We start from the raw sequence: 17,965 nt of genomic DNA on the forward strand, positions 1-17,965 counted from the left end.
GGCACCTCCTTTTTGCAAAATCCATTGCAGTCTATATATTAATTTTAAGTCTAATAAATCGAGCTTGCAAATTAAGAAACTATAAACCGAAGCAGTATTATATTTTTCTGTCTGAAGCCATAAGAATACAATTCCCTCCGCCGGGACAGGGAACAATTCTTGTATATCTGAAAATGGTTTTCAAAATGGAATTCGTCATATGAGTCTGCATGGAAATGACATCCGGAGCCTCGTTTATCATATTGAGGGCATATATTCCTCCGGGATTCATCATGGAATATACACTTTTTAATGCGTATTCGGAAAGAATAGTTTTAGACACTTCACTTCCAGTATAAGCATCGAAGATAACCAGATCATATTTACTTACAGAAAGGGAATTACCTGAAAAATTAAAGTCCCTGATGAACTCGTAGCCATCCTGAATTTTAACCGTGATTCTCTTATCACTAAGATCGAGGTCAAAGAACTTTTTGGCAAGTTCAACATAGCCTGCATCAACCTCCACCACGGTGATACGTCTTTCCGGATGGTCCTTAAGATAGAGCTTTGGAATCACAAAACCGCCGCCACCGAAAAGCAGGCAGTTATTAAGTCCTTTATGATGTGCTACCATAAGCTTTAGTGTTTTCATATAGTTAAAAAGAGGGTCTCTGTCCCCATATTTATCAAGGTACATGCCCGACTCTCTCACGTTATCACACAGAAGGAGCCTGACCGCTCTGCCGTTTTCAATGGTATCTCTTATCTCGATGTGTTTGTCTGCCGATTTAAACCTGGTCCTTGGAAACAGATATAGTGAAAGCTGCTCGAGCAGATTCATGTAAACGTCCTCCCAAAAGTTTTCTTACCTGGGATTTTATCATATTTGATATGGAGAGTTTAATTATTACTCATCCTCACAGAAAGTAAACTTATTACCCTCTACCTTTTTGCTTAAGTAAGTTCCCTTATCTGCAAGCTCATACAGCTTTTCGAAGGGCTGCTTTTTTTCTGCATCATAGAATGCAACTCCCATGCTGATGGATATTTTCTTACCATTCATCTCAGGAATTTCTATCTGATCTATTTTATTAAAAAATCGCTGCAGGATCCTTGAACCAAGCTCAGTATCTTTTACTTCCACAACGAATGCTGCGAATTCATCGCCTCCAAGTCTGAACACAACATCGGAATCACGGAAGGAGTCTTTAAGGGCTTTTGCAATGGCTATCAGAACCTTGTCTCCAACTGCGTGACCAAAGGTGTCATTGACAAGTTTAAACTTATCTGCATCCATCAGGCAGAACATTCCACAGGATACGGTAGGGAGCGTTTCGCGAATGCGCTGCTCTCCGCTTCCTCTGTTCATGATTCCTGTCAGGCGGTCGGTCTCAGACAGCATTCGGAGTTTTTCCTGCTTCTTTTTATCATCATCAATTGACTCAACTGCAAGAAGCACCTGCGCTATCCTGCCATCATCATGTCTTTTCATTGAAATGTAGCGCATGCGCAGCCAGTGTTCATTTGCATCCACAAACTCGCAGGTTATTGTATTGACGCTTTCCATTCTTTCATCAAGTGTCGACAGATCAAGAAAGCTCCCCAACATCCCAACGAAACGCTCTGCACATATCATCTTCACGAATTCACTTATCCTGGAGCTGTAATTCTGATAATTTCCGCCAAGGACAACATCTGTATCTTCATTTTTCCGGATTACAGATATCATATCCGTCTCTATATCTATAGCAATCATTGCCATATAAATATCCGCAACCGCCAGCACTTCATTGCCCAGATGCTCTACTTCATTCTGTTTATAGCCTATATAATTAAAGGTCACAAAAGTCGCTGCCATGACTAAAAAAAGCACTACAGCAGCTGCAAAATAAATTGTCCTTAAGGAGCTGAAAGCATCCTTCTCATTGATAATAACCGCGATGTACCAGTCTTTACTGCACCTGTCAAAAAAGGTTGCATATTTCTTCCCGTTGTTTTCCAGGATAGTGCTGCCATCATAGCTTTTTATAAGGGAATCCACCAGCGCTTTGCCGAATTCGCCCCTGTCTTTACTGTAATCTTTCCCGACCTCCAGATAATCGGAATGAGCTATGACCATTCCGTTTTTATCCAAAATAATAGCTTCCTCGGCGTTATTCTGAACAATTATTCGCTGCAGAAGATCCTGGAATTCAACCATAAAAAGGTCAACAGCAATAACACTCTCCCCGTCACTTAAAAGTTTGCTGGCAGAGATCATCATTATATGTGTCTGTTCATTAAGGAATGGATTGGAAATAACCGTGCGTCCTTTATTGGATATGGCATCGGTGTACCATGGACGCTCCTTCGGATCATAGGAATCGTTCGGAACCCAGCCGCTTCCATCCAGATATTCTCCTCTTATATAGCCATATAGACCTGTGTTGATCCCTTCGATAAGACCAGAATACACCTCGGTCTCACCTTTCAGATATTCACGTATCTCATCACTTGATGAGCCCTTATTTATCATTTCATCTATTGTGATCGAAGAGAAATTTACAGCATCGATAGGTGCTTTCAGATAGTAATCAACCGAATTTGCAGCCTCTGTTACATTATTTTTCCACGCACTGACAAGACTATCCTTGGCTGATATGTATAAGCCATAGAATAATCCACTCATTAAAAGCCCGGTAATGATCATTACCACAAAAGCCATAAATAATAACTTCGCATTTAATTTGAATTTTCTATTAAACAGTCGGAATTTCATCATGGATCCTCATAATGCGAATGTCATTCTTTGGTCAGCGCGGTCCGCATCTCCTTCTCGCACGATTTTAAGACATCATCAACACTTGCATTCCTGTCGAATACAATTTTATCCATGTTGTTTCCAAAAATTATATTAAGATCAGTAAAGTGTTCAGAGGTTTCATCCGCAGCCATCTTGGGATCAAGCGTGGTTGCTATCTCCTTGAACAGCTCCATCTCTTGCTTGTGATTTGCATAAGTAAGCTCGGTTTCCAAAAGACTCTTGCGCACAGGGATAAAGTCGCCTATTTCACAGAAAGTCTTCATCTGCTCCTTGCTTGTTATATACTCTGCCACTATAGCTGCTGCTTTAGGATATTTTGTATCTTTATAGCAAAATAGTGCATTTCCGCCCATATCAGTGCCTGTCTTGCCATTCTTTTGAGGCATGTAGGTCACACCCCAGTTGTCTGGCATGTTTTTCTGCATAAATGAGCAGTGCCAGCTTCCGGCAAAGTCAAATGCAACTTCCTCAGAGACGAAAAGGTTATTGGCTTCCTGGGGACCTGTGAAACCGGACTCAGAAAACAGATTTTCATCTCTCATGTCCTTATAAAACTGAATAGCCTCGCGAAACTCCTTGGAATCAACTGTTATTTTGGTCTGATCCTCACTAAGAAGTGCTCCACCGTTCATATAAACAAATGGAAGAAATCTGTAGCCTAAATTGTTTTGCCATATTCCCGTACCTGCATAATAAAGTCTGTTGTCTTCCTTTACTTTGCGGGCAATTTCCTTTAATTCATCCCAGGTATACGCATCAGCCATGCTCTTGGGGATTCTGATGCCGGACTTCTCAAACATGCGCTTGTTATAAAACAAGGCGATGACATCAGTGTGATGCGGCAATGCAACCACCTTTCCATTATGAATGCCACCCATCATGAAACCTTCATTGATATCCTCAAGGCTTTCTCTTGACAGATAAGGTGTAAGATCAAGCATGCTGTCCTGTAACTTGAACTGTCCCAGGTACTGATACTGATATCTCATGACATCAGGCCAGTCTCCCCGGCTGATTCTTGAATTTATAACATCTCTGTACTCTGTTGAGGGGTATCTTTGTCTGATGATTGTTATCTCAGGATGGTCATTCTCGAGCTGGTTTAAGACAGTATCCCATGCCTCCATATCCGTAGGAGATCCGTCCCAGAAGGTAAATTCTATGGTTGCCCCTTCTTCTGCAACAAGATTCTCAGGATTGCCGGCATTATTTAAAACCTCCTCAATAACTGCCTGCGCGGAGGGTGTTGCTTCGACACCTGCAGTATCAGCAGTGCCATTACCGCATCCCAAAGAAAAAACTGTTGAAACCAACAACCAAGATGAAATGATTTTTTGAAGTTTGTTATTCCATTTAAATCCCATCGCAAAATCCCCTCAAATTCATTTAATAGTAAACAGTTTAATTTGTTTCCATTATACTTTAAAACTGTGGCTAATAACTGACTTTATAAAGATTTAACAGACTTTGAGGTCATCGACATATGACAACATTTTTGACAACATTGGAACTGTTTCAGGGTGCTTTTGGGAAGATTATCCACGATACCTGATAAACAAAATGTTTGCTCACAAACTCAGATAAAATCAAATAAAAATGGTTGTTCAGGACTAATCATGAACAACCATAAAAAATCCTGAGCATTAGCCCAGGATTTCATGTTCATCATACCATGGAATTAATTGATTCCATCGCAAATATCAGGATCTGTACGGGCAGCATACTAAAGAAAAGCCTTGATAGCATTCCTAAGGTTTTCTCGTTATGCATACTTCTCTCGCCTCTTTTCAATTATGTCGTTTTTTTACATTGTCTCCATATATTGTCTTAAAGTCATCTTTCATTGAAATAACAACCCAGCCATGCTCACGCCATTTTTCCGCTTTTTCCAAAGCTTTTTCAGGATTTCCGTTGTCGCATTCATTATCATCAGCAATCAGCATGAAGGCCTTACTGTAATATGGATTATTAGCAGTAGTATAAACACCCATACTCTCATCTCCACTGCTGTTTCCAAAACTAAGCACCGGCTGTTTTCCCAATTCCTGCGCCAACTGGCTGACTTTATTCATCTTAACGTTTTTGATCAGGAACTCATCTGTGCGGACCACTGCATCGTCTGAAGTAAACGTGTATTCCAGACCATCGGTATTACCCTGACCCCTGGCCTTTAACATAACATCCATGCCAATTACATGGTTCTCTTCTATTGCAAGTACTCCATCGATAAGCTCCCGACAAAGGATCCTATCTGTACCGCTACAGATATAAACAGTAAACCCGTTTTCATTAAGATAATCCACCACTTCGATCATAGGCTTATAAAAAGCCTGCTTATAGGTCATGCCTTCAAAACCCATCACCGGCCTGTTACAATAATCGCGAACATACTGCCTATAGCCTTCTACAGTCATTCCGGCATAAACCCTGGCATTCTGCACAGCGTGTTCCTTCTCAAGATTTTCGGGGATAACGCCTGTTTTAATCACTTCAACAATCTGATCAGCTACTGCTTTTTCTGCATCATCCGCAAGAAATCCCGGATCCTCATTCACGCGATAGTCGTACAACAGCCATTCGATATAGGTAGGCGCAAGTTCACCATACACTGTGCCATCCATATCAAATACTGCAATTCTGTCCTCTTCCGGAATAAAATGAGAAGAAGATTTATCAGTCACATCCTTCACATATTCTTGTAGTTCGGCAAGTGACTGAGCATCCTCATTCCAATACTCAAACTTTACATTTTCGTTCTTTCCACCGCATCCAGCCAGGCAAGAAAACAAAATCGCCATTCCAAAAATAACTGAAAAAACAAAAGGTTTTCTTTTCATAATCTCACCATAATTCACGATAAAGAAGTATAATCAAGTATCTTCAGGTAGAGGTTAGTCGACCTCTTCCGGACTGAAATCCCTGTATTTTGAGGCAATTTTTAAAGCGTCCATGAAGCCTCTTGTGTCATTTAAAGCTTTTATATGACTATAATCTCCCTCCCTGTTACTGGATGAGTCTTTCCGCCATCTGCAGATCCTGAATGGCCCCGGGGTTTGGGGATTGAATACAAAAACACCCGGTTCTGCTGCATACTGCATCCAGGTATAACAATCCTCAGAAATCGTCATGCCTTCCGTAAAGGGATGTTTGACTGCCAGATCCGTTCATACGTATGTTTCCATAATAGCTACACGCTCCAGGGAAGTCTTACATTGGGAATAGCCAGTTTTTCCGTATATTTATGCTCAAATCTGATTCCGTTGCTACTAAGTTCTTTTAAAAAAGCATCAAAATACACAGGATCCGAAAAGTTCTGTATAAACTCAATAGTTACCTCATGATTTACTGCAGATACCTCAAGCAAAATGCTTTCATTCAGAGGATGTGCCCATGTATGAAATTCTTTAATATATTTTTCAGCCTCACCAAAATTAGCCTTACCAATATAACTGACCGTGGCTGAAAGAACAGCTTTAAGAGACTGACTGTTTTCTTTGGCGGCTTCAAACCGCTCTTCATCTGTTTGAAGTGCCAGAAGCTTTCGCGTGAAACTGTTTATTGAGGCTTGCGTAGATAGCACACTCTCATCCCGCGTCTGAGCAAATACCATTCCCCGGAAGCACATAGCCTGTTTATCAATTGGCCATGTCCACATTTTTTCTTTGTACTCGAGCCATGCTCCACCAACAAGACTTTGGTGTGCAAGCGGAGCATTCAGTGCTTTTCGCTGGTTAACGCACATGCTGATCCTTATAGGACTGACCTTATCAGGATGAACATCAGCTATAGCTCTGCTTAGAAATAGAGCAGTCATCGTTCCGGGGCTTCCATCATTAGCAGAAGAAAAGCGCATTAACTCTGATTCATCTATAGAAATTCCAAATACAGTCCTGACATCGCCTTCTCTTTTCTTCTCTATCTCAGGATTTAGAGAAGGTAGAATTTCTCCGCCGCCACCCGAGGGTGGATCAGGAATGTTGATCGTGGGGTCATCCCACTCCTGTGGCGGAATTATATCTCCCTTAAGACGAATCTTATCTCTGCTGAGCTTAACATTATAAAATTCAGAGCAATAATAATACAGTAAAGTTCTTAAGAGTTCATAAGCCCCCGTTCCATCTGTAAGAGCATGACAGATATTCAGTACGATAATGTCGTCATGCCAGGAAAAAGCCAACATATGGAAGTTAGATTCTTTGCTGTTTAGCTCAATGTCTTTTTCAGTATTTACTACTGCGACAGGTTGCTCATTCGATTCAAAAACATACCGGTCATCCATTTTAGTCAGCTTTACAGCAAAATAAGGATAACGCTCCATAGTAGTATCAACTGCATGTCGAAGTATATTTCCATCGATAGTGTCCTGCATCCTCATTATGAAGTGAATGACATTGGGGCTTTCTTTACTTGATGCGTATAAAGAATTGATTTCAGAAAAAAGGAATCTTGTCATCTTTCTTCTCCCTGGTCATATGCGATAAATCACAAATTTATTTTTGCATATAATGGCAATACGCTCGCCCTTCACAACAGTCAGGTCGATTCCCTTGATTGTTTTCCAGGAATCTCCTTTACTTAGAATCTTGTATTGCCGTTTAGCGCTTATAATTGTAGCATTTTTTCGTATATATAATTGTATGCCAATTCTTACTTAAATATTAAATAAATATAAAGTACTCCTAGAGCCCTAGGCGCTGCATGTTTACAACTGTTGTCTTCCTACTTGACTCCATCTCAGATCAAATGAATAAAAGCATATCATATATCATTATGTCCATACGGAAAGCTGTCCACATTCAAATATTATTGGACTTATAGGATGAATAATCCCTCTTACAATCTCAATGTTTTTCATATTATCTGACAAGCCTGTATGCTTCCCATATGTAAAATGATCAGAAAGGTTTATGCTCATTTTTTCCCCTACATTTCATGTATCAATGTCATTATCTTTGTCTCCGGTTTATCTGCATACTCTGCAAGTTTAAGTGCTGACTTAGCTATCTTTTTCATGAAGCCGTCAATAGTCTCCTCTTTGTAGAGTGCACTATTGTAGACTATGATAAGCTGTGGAAAGATTTCTCCGTCAATCATTTCTACATTAATTATATTTTCTGTTGCCCCGTACTTATCCGGAAGTTCTACTAACTGATACTTAAGTACTCCTTCAGCATTGAACGCCAACAGGTTTGATTGATATATAACACACGTGATATCGTCACTTACGATTTGATGTCCTTCAGGCATAGTAATGTCATAATCGTAATATGTTATACCCATTTCAATCTTTTTAACTATCGTCTTAAGAAAATCCGACAGTGTCATATCATCAAGCAGTCTTACACATAACAGTTTATCCTTAATCACCAAGCCCACCTGACTTTTTTCAAGTTCATTTACTCTACCGTCAAAAATCCATCCAAGCAAGATATCATTCTTTTTCGTTTCAGCCGCCAGGGCCATTACGGTAGCCGCAATGATAAAGGGATTCTTACCAACCCCATACTTTTCCGATATAATATCAAAAGAAGCTTTTGAAACAGGAATATCTGATTTTATAATACCTCGAGTATTATCCCTGCTCTCTATATCAATCTCCGGTTTTGCTGTCCAGTCTGTGATCTCATGAAAAGACTTCTCATAATTCTCAAATCCTTCCGGGGTGTCGGAAACATATGTACTGAGTTTGTTCAGATAAGCATAATAATAGTCTTTGTCAAGAGGTTCTCCCTGATAAGCTTTCTGTATATCCCTGAGCAAAATATTCAGGCTGGTTCCGTCAGCGATACAGTGATGAATATCTATGAACAGGTATCCTCCACGTTCAGTCAGAAAAAGTCTCATCCTATATAGATAATTATCGACCATTTTATAAGGTCTGACCAGAGTCTCCATTATATCAACCATATCCGCTTCAGATACTTCTTCCACCCTTATCTCCGGTTCTGATGGGCAGAATTTTTGCATAACTCCCTCTTCCGTAAAGAAAAATTTGGTCATAAATACGGGGTGTCCCTTAATGACCTCCTTTATAGCCTCCGCCAGTCTGTCCATATCTACATCATTTAAAAATCTTATCATTATTGCAAGATTATACATGGTTGACATAGGAGTATATAACTGATAATCAAAAAAGTACTGCTGTTCGTTTATCATCGGAAATAACTGCTTCTCCGCCTCCTCTTCCAAAAGGTCATAGTCTTCTTTTTGGGCACCTTTTATTTTCTCATAAAGCTTTGCCATACCCCTGGAGGTTCTTCCCCTGTATACAAACGCAACAGTGAAGTCAGACCAGGAAAGTTCGCTCACCAGCATAATAGAACGAATGGAATCTCCTCCCATCTCATAGAAATCTGTATTCACACCAACCGTTTCCAGTCCAAGCACTTTGGCTATTGCTTCACAGAGAATTCTTTCTGTTTCAGTTGCAGGTTTTTCATCATCAATAACTTTTACTTCAGGCAGCGGAAGAAGCTTCCTGGAAAATTTCCCATTTGCGTTTTTAGGTATGCTGTCTATCTTCACATATCTCGATGGTATCATATAGCCGGGAAGGTGTTCTGAAAGCTTTTCCCGAAGCTCCTCCGTAGTTATGTTTAGTTCCTCCAGGTAATACAGGCACACGAATGCATTTTTTTCAGTAACGAATGCTTTCGCACCTACCCACTCAAGTCCGGTTACCCTTTTAGCGACTTCCTCTATCTCTGAAACCTCGACACGGTTACCGTTTATCTTTACCATATCATCATTTCTGCCAAGAATCAGAAGCTCTCCCTCAGGTGTAATCCTTCCTATATCACCCGTATGCAATACGTCATTTCTTTTTGCCTCCGCAGTCATTTCGGGAAGCCCAACATATCCTCTGAAGTACGGCGCTTCTATACATACCTCGCCTTCTTCTCCTGCATTTAATACTTCACCGTCTTCGCCCAGGATCATGATATTCTTTCCTATGGCGTTTCTTCCTACAGGGGGCCTGTCATAGCTCTTGTCAATTCTCATTGCGGCTATCATGAAACCGGTTTCAGTCTGTGAATAGCCATTAAACAGATCCACTTTATCGGTATACACATTTGCAGATGGCTCTCCACCCAAAGTTACGCTTTTTAAAGTCTTAGGCAGACTATCAAACAGCCTGAAAAACGAAGGTGTGAAGAATATCGTATTAATCCCTTCATTCTCTATGAATTCAGACAGAATTCTGACATTTTTAACAATATTAAATGGAATTATATTGATACTTGCTCCGACATAAAGAATAGAAATAATCCAGAATAATGATGCAGTGAAAGTAAGCGGCGATATCAATCCCATTATTACAGAGTCTGCATTTTTCTCATCTATTACAGCTTTTTGACTCTCAAATATTTCTTCAAGAACTCCATATTCCTGCATAACACCCTTAGGATGCCCTGTTGTGCCCGAGGTGTAGATCACATATGCCAGATCATGAGGCCTTCTTCGTTCATAACCATATAAGGGTTCCGCTTCAAGCATCTCTGCGTAAACTTCCGTTGTTATAAGAATTTTACTCTTACTATTATTTAATACATATTTAATCTTCTCTGCAGGATCACCTGCATCCATTATGATAAAGGCTGCCCCGGAACGGAGCACACCTACCATTGCAGCTATTACAGAAGCCCCTCTGGGCAGATTTATGAGAGCTATATCTTCTTTACCAATACCTTTTGCTTTCAGGTATGAATATATTTTCGCTGAAATATCATTAAGCTCACCATAGGTGATCTGTCTGGTTGTGTCCTTAACCGCTACTGTATCAGGTTTATTTTTGCAGTTTTCTTCTAATCTCTGTAAAAAATCCATATTCAATTCATCCCCCTTTAGTCAAATATCATTTAGGCAAATAATCCTAATATAACAATTATAAGCTAGTGCCTTGGCTATTATCGTGTATTTATCAATTATTTAGATACTTTTAACATGTCCTTTAGCCTTTTTTTCCTGCGGAACAAAATACGGTTAACCCCGGCAATAAAATCATTGCAATATAACCCCTAACGCCCTATGAATACTGCATTTACACGACTACAAATCTGACTACATTTCTGACTACATTAACTCTGTTTTTAGGTACTTTTTGGAGATATTCCACGATACATAATAAGCAATGTGAAAGTAAAGAAAAATCAGTATTCATCTAGTGTTTCGGTACTTCCATAACACTCTATGAATACTGATAAAAATAAATGCAGAAGATGGGACTTGAACCCACACGCCTCGCGGCACAGGAACCTAAATCCTGCATGTCTGCCAATTCCATCACTTCTGCTAACTGTTCTAATATACAGCGTGAATCTCATTACGTCAAGTAACTGCCTCGGCTTTTGCGTCCTTGGGGATAGGGCATACATATCCGCCTGCAGTGCGCTTTTTGAACTCCTCTTTTGCTTCCGTAAGAAGTTCCTGATTCTCAAAAAGGTCAATTGCGGCTGCACACATTACTTTTCCTGCGTGCACTGCTGCCTTGTGGCCTATCTCAGTTCTTGCTGATGAGACGTTCTGCCAGCTGTGTCCGGGGCAGCCGTTTGGCCAGGCTGCAACGTGTATCTGGGCTGTAGGGCAGCACCAGCTAACATCTCCAACATCGGTTGAGCCGGGTTCAAAAGCCTCTCCTTCAAAATGAGGCAGAAGGAATCCGTTCATTCCTCCGACTCTTTTATCAGAAGCCTTTGCACCGGCAACTGTTTTGATATTATTATCTTCCGGTTCCTCATTATCCCCAAGGCTCTCATATGCTTCCCGGCATTGTTTAGCATATTCACCCCTTAAACCTTTGACATTTTCAGCATACATAATATCAAAAGCTGAGCCAAGACCCGGAGTATGATCACTGTCTTCATAAGTCATGGAAAGCTTTTTTGCATAAAGAAGCTCTTCCTTTGTATATTCCGGAACTCCAAGCTCCTCGAAGTTTTTATATAGTACTCTCTCCAGTACTCTGTTTGTAACTGTGTCGGAGAGGCCATCAACAAATTTTCGCTCGTAGGTGGTCTCTGTCATCAAAGCTGCGCCTTCCGCGATCTTGTCCACACGCTTCTGCAGTTCAACCGCTTCAGACACATGATTAGAACGAACCATATAAAGAACCTGCGCCTTGGCCTGAACAACATTGGGGCTGACACCGCCTGCATCAGTTATTGCATAATGAACCCTTGCTCTGTCGCTCATATGCTCTCTTAAGAACTGAACGCCTATATTCATCAGCTCAACTGCATCGAGAGCACTCCTTCCCTTATCAGGAGTTGCCGATGCGTGAGAAGCAATTCCATGAAAGGTGTACTGAACCTGAATACATGAATTGGATGAACCTGTGACAACTTCATTACAGTCCTCAGGATGCCAGGTAAGAGCTGCATCAATATCATCCCACTCTCCGTCCCTTGCCATGAAAGCCTTGGAAGCACAGCCTTCCTCGCCGGGACATCCGTACAGGATTACCGTTCCCTTATTTTCACCTGCGCTCTCCAGATACTTTTTTATTCCGAAAGCAGCAGCAAATGCCCCTGCTCCAAGTAAATTGTGGCCGCATCCGTGACCGCCGCCTCCCTGTATCACAGGAGAATGTTCCAATGCTCCGCCTTCCTGTGAGAGCCCTGAAAGAGCATCATATTCAGCAAGGATTCCGATCACCGGTTTTCCATTTCCAAAGGATGCCTTAAAAGCTGTCGGAATATCACAGATTCCTTTTTCAACAAGAAATCCTTCTTTTGTAAGCGTATCGCAATACAGGTCACAGGATTTATACTCCTGAAGTGAAAGCTCTGCATACTCCCAGATTTTGTCTGCAACCTCAGCTATAAGTTCATGTTTGTCTTCAATTTCACTAATCGCAATTGTCTTCTGTTCGTTCATATGTTCCGATACTACCTCAAAGTACCTTACTTAAAAATTCCTGAAGTCTGGGGTGCTTGGGATGTTCGAAGATCTCCTCAGGAGTTCCATGTTCAAGAAGCTTACCGTCAGCCATGAAAAGAACTCTGTTTCCAACTTCCCTTGCAAATCCCATCTCGTGAGTAACAACCACCATGGTCATGCCTTCTTTTGCCAGCTGTTTCATAACATCCAGAACTTCACCTACCATCTCAGGGTCAAGTGCAGATGTAGGCTCATCAAAAAGCATAACCTCAGGCTCCATCATAAGCGCACGCACAATTGCTATACGCTGTTTTTGTCCGCCTGAAAGCTGAATAGGATAAGCATCAGCTCTGTCCTCAAGCCCTACTCTAGCAAGAAGCTCTAATGCTTTTTTCTTTGCTTCTTCCTCAGGGACCTTTTTCACCTTAACAGGTGCAAGGATCATGTTCTGCATAATCGTCTTGTGAGGGAAAAGGTTAAAATGCTGGAAAACCATTCCCATCTTTTGTCTGTGAAGGTCTATGTCCACCTTGACCCACTTACCGTTTTCATCTTTGTATTTCTTCTTGGTGATATCGATATCATCAAAAATTATCGCTCCACCTGTAGGTTCCTCCAGAAGATTGAGTGAGCGAAGAAATGTTGATTTTCCGCTTCCTGACGGTCCTATAACCACCATCACATCTCCTCTGTCGATATCGATGGTCACACCGTCCAAAGCCTTAATTGCTCCAAAATTGTAATGTTTTTCCAGGTCTGTAACCCTGATGAGTTTATCTCTTGTCGCCACGGCTCATCCTCCTCTCAAAATATGCAATCAGTTTACTTGTAGGGAAGCACAGGCAGAAATAAATCGCCGTAGCAACTAAAAGCGGCTCTATGATAATAAATGTCGCGCCTCTTACTGCGTTAACTGCTGACATGATATCCTGAACGCCGATTGTATATGTAATAGCTGATTCCTTGATAATTACAACGAACTCATTTGCAATCGCAGGCAAAATGTTCTTAATAGCCTGCGGAAGAATTATGTATTTAAGGTTCTGAAACTGGCTCATTCCCAGTGATCTTGCTGCTTCAGTCTGTCCTCCGTCGATTGACTGGATTCCTGATCTCATGATCTCGCAAAGATATGCTCCTGAGTTCATTCCCAGAGCAACCACGCCGGGAAAGAAACGCTCAAATTTTATAAATCCCAGGAAGGTAAAACTTGGCAGCTCTATAAGCGCACCGAAAACGCCATAGTAAATTATGGCAACCTGAACGATAACAGGTGTTGATCTCAAAATCTCAACATAAGCTGTTGCAAGAAAACTTAAGGGGTTAAATTTTCCTATCACTACGCCTATTCCCTTTTCCTTCTGATGACCCTCAGAATCAAGTCCAAGAAAAGCCAGCGGATAGAATCTTGACATTCTCATGGTAGAGAGAATCAGTGCCAGCACGAAGCCGATGGCAACAGTAAAAAGAGATAACATGATTGTAACCACTACGCCCTGCCAGAACAGGCTTGCATATGGCGAGATTTTTGAGAAATTCTCAATTTTGATAAAGCTGTCCATAGTGTTCCTCATTTCAAATTTGTTGGTTGTTTTATCCCGTATCAAATTTACGAAAATCCGATACTTTTATTCATTATAACAGAAAACAAGACTCGGAAACACTTTCATTCCCGAGTCCTGACAGAATTCGTATTGTCTGCGGATTTTATCTTGAATACCTATCCTTCAGGCAGATTACTGCTGGTCAAGAAGTCCCTCGATAATATCACCACTTGCCTGCTCATTTGCAGTAGCAACAAACTCATCCATCTTTCCTTCTTCGATTGCCTTGGCAATAGCTTCGTTAACACCTGCCTTAAGAGCTTCGTTACCCTTGCTGATGCCGATTGCAGAACCTTCTGCTCCGTCATAGGGAACATCAAGTACTACGCAAAGCTCAGGATAATTCTTGGCATAGCTCTCAGCAACTGCAGTCTCGATGTAAGCGCCGTCAAGCTTTCCTGCAAGAAGCTCAGCAATGATGTCTGTAACCTTAGTAAGCTGAATGATCTCTGCATCAGGGCTGTTGGTCTGAGCAAGGTCAACCTGGATTGAACCTGTCTGTGCACCTACTTCGATATCAGAATTGTTTGTATCTTCAAGGCTTGTGAACTTGTCCTTGTTCTCCTGTGTGCATACGAATGACTGTCCGCCTTCGTAATAGATATCAGAGAAATCCATAATGGATTCACGCTTCGGATCAGGAGAAAGTCCTGCAACACCAAGATCAACTGCCTTAGTCTGAAGCTCCATGAGCACACCATCAAAATCAACAGGTACTACTTCAAGCTCAAGTCCAAGGTAATCAGCGATGTACTCAGCAAGAGCAATATCAAACCCTGCGAGCTTAGGTGTTCCTGACTCATCAACTGCATAAAACTCATAGGGAGCAAAGTCAGGTGAAGTAGCTACCGTAAGCTTACCTGCCGTTACGGTTGAGATGTCAGCAGAAGCGCTCTCTGTGTTATCTTCAGCAGTTTCTGTCTCTGCGCTGTCATCAGCAGCCTCTGTATTCTCCTCAGCGGTTTCTGTGCTCTCTTCTGCAGCTGCGCTCTCAGCCTCTGTTGAAGCCTCAGCAGTGCTCTCAGCCTCTGTAGCAGCGCCTGTGTCCTTGGCAGATCCACCGCAGGCTGTCATACTTAATGTCATAGCACCTACTAACATAGCAGCAATAAATTTCTTCTTCATAATAAATCCTCCTTCAATATCCGCATTTACTTACTGAATACGAATTGTGATCAATAATGCATTATTAAATGCATAAATATTCATTTCCATGTTCGTTTTATACATAATAATACAGTTGATGTATTTTATCAACCCCTTAAATTAAAAAACATCAATAATTGTTTTTATAAAAGGGCATGAAAAAAGCGCCTGAATAAACAAGCGCTTCTCTCATCCTTAATTATTATAGAGGGAACTATATAATAGAGGAAATCATTTGGGACTTTATTATCTCATATATAGTGTCACAAAAGTGTCACATCCACTAAATACAGTAGTGGTGCGGTTTTGCGCCTCATAGTTATGAACAAATTAAATTTTATAAAACATTATCAGACAGTTGAAAAAGTTTTCCAAGGGTGGATTCTGCCCAGCTATATTGATTCATATACTCACCCACGAAACCGGTCTCATTTCTATTTCCGGCCAGGAAATCAAAATAGTCACAATCAAAATATTCCTTGTTTATTCCGGCCTCTCCTCTTCTTCTGATCAAAGCCTCTGCGCAGCCATGCTCAGCAAATATGTTGCTCATATCCGCAAACAGGTTCCTCATATAGGATCTGTGGCTTCCCGCATCATCTTCATCCTGCCATATTTTTTCCATGATCTGATTCAAAGTCTGCATTGCTCCGTTCGCGTCTATAAGCACCGCCAGAAGCTCCCTTGTCTTACTGTAAACAAAATCCAGAGGTACGCCGTTTGAGGTGAAAACCTCAAATTCTCCAAATGTATGTACCTTCAATTTGTTACTCTTTGAATCATCCTCTTTTTCCACCGGAAATCGTAAATGTTCCAGCTCTGCCTTAACCTTGGCAGCGGTAACAGGCTTCATGATATACCCACTTGCATAAATCTCAAAAGCCTGCTGCATATAATCTGAATATCCTGTGACAAAAATGATATTTATTTTAGGATTTTTCTCCTGAAGCTTTTTTGCCACATCGATTCCATTATCCGTTCTCATTTCAACGTCGAGAAAAGCCACCTCCGGAGCGATCTCGTCCGCTTTTTGAATAGCTTTTTTCCCACTTGTAAAGCCGTTAATTGATGCTGATGGTTCAACCTTCTTTATAGCATTTATACATCCCTCAAGTGCCAGTTCCTCATCGTCAACTGCTATAATTCTCATTTTCCCATTATCCCCTCTATAAACAATAATCTATTTTTATGCATATATTATTCAATTATAACCCACTTTTGGAATTTTGATAGTTGATTTTGTGCCGACGCCCTTCGTACTTTCTATTATCAAAAGGCCTTTACACATGGTAAGCAGACGCTCCCTTAAATTATCCAGTCCGATATGAAGTCCGTCGCTGTTCTTAATCTCCTCTGAATCAAATCCGACTCCGTTATCCTCAACAACTACATAATAGTAATCTTCATCTGAAAAACTTTCAACACGAACAATTCCACCTTCTTCTTTTTTATGTATTCCATGCTTAACCGCATTTTCCACAAGAAGCTGCACAGACAGTGCCGGGAGCAAAAATCTCTCATCTTTGATATCATATTTTATTGTAAGTTTCTCTCTGAATCTCATTTTTTCAAGACTAAGGTAATTGGTCACATGGTCCATTTCCTTTTGAAGGGTTATGCACTCCGCTTTTTCAAGACTGTCAAGATTGCCCCTGAGATAATCAGCAAAACGTCCAATGGCTTCCTGGGCCTTTTCAGGATCTTTTTCACACAGTACATAGATGGAATTAAGCACATTATATAAAAAATGCGGTCTTATCTGGCTAAGCAGGATCTTAATCCTGTCTCTGGAAATCTTATCTTCCTGCTCAAGGATAAGCCTCTCCTGCTCATACTGGAATGTATTATCCATAAAAATCAGTGACAGACAAAAGGAATACGGCAATACCTCAAGGTCAGGAACAAACGACCGTATGATGACACCGATAAGCGGAAAAAATACAATCGACAGAAGTCTTAGGATATTATTTAATTTCAGATACTGACGATAGACCACCATATATATGAAGGTAAGGAAAAGAAGCGAATACCCGCCAACCTGTCCAATAAAGTAAAGAGGACCTTTTTCAAAGTTATTCCCGTCAAATGATATGACTCCGCCCCTAAAAAGATAAAATACCAGCATCACCAGATAACTGATCACAAGAAGCAGTATAAACACTCTGATCTTGAGCTTCTTACCGCTCATTCTTGAAATATAGTAGGTAACGTAAACCGAATAAAATCCAAGCAGCATATAAAACCCCACAAAATAAACTGCATAGGCCACTGTGGACAAAAAAATCAGAAGCATATCGTTTTTGATAGTGCAGACAAAAATTTTGCCCAGGATAACAGCCAGAAGCATAATGGAATTCGCAACAAGCATCTTAGTGAACTGTAAACGTTCTTTATTGGACGCCTTCCTCAGATGAATATCTCCGAATAATTTGATGCACATTATCGCCAAAAGGAAGGCTGCTATTCCCAAATTGACATAATCAATAGTATGATCCATAAAAAATTACTCTCCCACTAAAAAATTTTAAAACCTGTTGTATCCGAAAAGGCA

The 17,965-nt window shown here is 40.8% G+C and carries 13 protein-coding genes and 1 tRNA gene; all 14 read right to left on the minus strand.

Going from position 1 to position 17,965, the window contains the following annotated elements:
- Nucleotides 1-97 precede the first annotated feature (97 nt).
- Entirely contained in the window at nt 98-823 is a 726-nt protein-coding gene (locus G622_RS0113860) for a spermidine synthase (RefSeq protein ID WP_026511203.1), read from the minus strand.
- A gap of 66 nt (nt 824-889) precedes the next feature.
- Nucleotides 890-2,743, minus strand: coding sequence for a sensor domain-containing diguanylate cyclase (locus tag G622_RS24755; RefSeq protein WP_081675325.1), 1,854 nt, complete (start codon nt 2,741-2,743; stop codon nt 890-892).
- Nucleotides 2,744-2,763: 20 nt separating this feature from the next.
- Nucleotides 2,764-4,149 (minus strand): ABC transporter substrate-binding protein, encoded by a 1,386-nt coding sequence (locus G622_RS0113870; protein ID WP_026511204.1) that lies wholly within the window; start codon nt 4,147-4,149, stop codon nt 2,764-2,766.
- A 423-nt stretch (nt 4,150-4,572) separates the two neighbouring features.
- Entirely contained in the window at nt 4,573-5,622 is a 1,050-nt protein-coding gene (locus tag G622_RS0113875) for a haloacid dehalogenase-like hydrolase (protein ID WP_049945871.1), read from the minus strand.
- Between the two features lie 350 nt (nt 5,623-5,972).
- Nucleotides 5,973-7,238 carry a hypothetical protein gene (locus tag G622_RS0113885; protein ID WP_026511207.1) on the minus strand — a complete coding sequence of 422 codons (1,266 nt, stop codon included), beginning with the start codon at nt 7,236-7,238 and terminating at the stop codon, nt 5,973-5,975.
- Between the two features lie 315 nt (nt 7,239-7,553).
- Complete coding sequence (locus tag G622_RS25825; protein WP_155831496.1) at nt 7,554-7,700, minus strand: hypothetical protein; 147 nt, start codon at nt 7,698-7,700, stop codon at nt 7,554-7,556.
- 8 nt (nt 7,701-7,708) lie between these two features.
- On the minus strand, nt 7,709-10,612 hold the full coding sequence (locus G622_RS0113895; protein ID WP_026511208.1) for a non-ribosomal peptide synthetase: 2,904 nt from the start codon (nt 10,610-10,612) through the stop codon (nt 7,709-7,711).
- Between the two features lie 384 nt (nt 10,613-10,996).
- A tRNA-Leu gene (locus tag G622_RS0113900) sits at nt 10,997-11,078 on the minus strand.
- A gap of 35 nt (nt 11,079-11,113) precedes the next feature.
- Nucleotides 11,114-12,661 carry an amidohydrolase gene (locus G622_RS0113905; protein WP_026511209.1) on the minus strand — a complete coding sequence of 516 codons (1,548 nt, stop codon included), beginning with the start codon at nt 12,659-12,661 and terminating at the stop codon, nt 11,114-11,116.
- Between the two features lie 16 nt (nt 12,662-12,677).
- A complete protein-coding gene (locus G622_RS0113910) occupies nt 12,678-13,454 on the minus strand; it encodes an amino acid ABC transporter ATP-binding protein (RefSeq protein ID WP_026511210.1) in 777 nt (258 codons plus the stop codon).
- A complete protein-coding gene (locus G622_RS0113915; protein ID WP_026511211.1) occupies nt 13,438-14,226 on the minus strand; it encodes an amino acid ABC transporter permease in 789 nt (262 codons plus the stop codon). The genes G622_RS0113910 and G622_RS0113915 overlap by 17 nt, the downstream gene beginning before the upstream one ends.
- A 174-nt stretch (nt 14,227-14,400) precedes the next feature.
- Nucleotides 14,401-15,393, minus strand: a complete 993-nt coding sequence (locus tag G622_RS23030; protein WP_049945872.1) for a transporter substrate-binding domain-containing protein — start codon at nt 15,391-15,393, stop codon at nt 14,401-14,403.
- A 358-nt stretch (nt 15,394-15,751) separates the two neighbouring features.
- Complete coding sequence (locus tag G622_RS0113925; protein ID WP_026511212.1) at nt 15,752-16,564, minus strand: LytR/AlgR family response regulator transcription factor; 813 nt, start codon at nt 16,562-16,564, stop codon at nt 15,752-15,754.
- 51 nt (nt 16,565-16,615) lie between these two features.
- A complete protein-coding gene (locus tag G622_RS0113930) occupies nt 16,616-17,911 on the minus strand; it encodes a sensor histidine kinase (protein ID WP_026511213.1) in 1,296 nt (431 codons plus the stop codon).
- Nucleotides 17,912-17,965: the final 54 nt, after the last annotated feature.

It is taken from the genome of Butyrivibrio sp. LC3010, from assembly GCF_000424385.1.
Classification (GTDB): domain Bacteria; phylum Bacillota; class Clostridia; order Lachnospirales; family Lachnospiraceae; genus Butyrivibrio.